Annotated in this window: 1 pseudogene; it reads right to left on the reverse strand. The window is 57.4% G+C overall.

Features of this window, described 5'->3' with window-relative positions:
• Positions 1–121 precede the first annotated feature (121 nt).
• A pseudogene (locus CAFE_RS11820) lies at positions 122–1,114 on the reverse strand (helicase-related protein); the annotation flags it as partial.
• Positions 1,115–1,236: the final 122 nt, after the last annotated feature.

Below are 1,236 nucleotides of genomic sequence, written 5' to 3' on the forward strand. Positions count from 1 at the left end.
CTATTCACATCATGCTTCCTCACGGCCGTTACCGGCCGCTTTGGCGATGCAAGGCTACTGCCAATGGAATAGCAGGTTCGGTCACTGCCGAACAATTTAATTACGCGACTTCGTGTCGCACCCAGAGATACGAATCGAATGTCCCTTCGGTGACGTAACGGAAAATATGTCCTTCGGGGTTGGTATTGTACTGCCGGATGATGCGCCCGGACCGTTGTTCCAGATCGCCGGGACGCCACGGACAGTCCAGATCGTGAGAGGCGATGAGCCTGTCCTGCACGTTCATCCCGGCACCCATTTTGGCGGTGCTGCCCATGAGGACGCGCACCTGTCCGGCACGCACCTTGGCGAACAGCTCCTTTTTTTTGACTTCGGTATCGGCGTCGTGGATGAACGCAATTTCACCAACGGGAACCCCCCGCATGATAAGCTTATCTCGAATGTCCGAATAAACGCTGAACGGCTCCGGCGCGTCAGCCTCCGGCGTGGCGGCTTGCAGGGCGTGAAGCTCCGTACCGCCCGCGAGCTTCCCACCGGCCCGAACAGCCCGGTCCTCTTTCGCTGCGGCGCGGCCCTTGGGAGTGGAAATGTCGCAGAAAACAAGCTGCGTCAGCTTTTTGTCCTTCCCGTCGTGCCAGAATTGGAAAACGTTGTTGACGCACATGTTGACCTTGCTGCCGGGATTGTCGGGAAGCATAGGGTTGATGACGCGCTGATCGAGGCCGAGCTTGCGCCCGTCCGACGTAATTTTGAGCATGTTGTCCACGGTCGGGTCGACGGAACCGGAATGGACGGCAGCGGCGCGCTCCGAGAGTTTTTTCACCGTCTCCTTTTGAATCTCCGAGGGCTGCGCGACTTCGTTGTGGTACACAGCTTTCGGCGTTGGAAGGTTGAGCTGGTCGGCGGTCTTGATGTCCGCTGCCTCCTTGAACAGCAGCATCAGCTCCGGCAGATTGTAGAACCGGGCAAATCGTGTGCGCGCCCGGTATCCGGTTCCCTCCGGGGCCAGCTCAATGGCCGTCACGGTTTCCCCAAAGGTGGATGCCCAGCAGTCAAAATGGACGAGATTCCGTTCTTTCAGGGTTTCGTACTGTAGATAGCGCATCATCGTATGAGGTAAGCCGGCAGTACCGACTCCCTCCCGAACCGTGCGTGCACCTCTCGATGCACACGGCTCTCTATTTGTTATCGTTTTACGATTTCATCGAATTGTGAATCTCATGATGGCATGACGGA

The sequence above is a fragment of the Caproicibacter fermentans genome (assembly GCF_009746625.1).
Taxonomy (GTDB): domain Bacteria; phylum Bacillota; class Clostridia; order Oscillospirales; family Acutalibacteraceae; genus Caproicibacter; species Caproicibacter fermentans.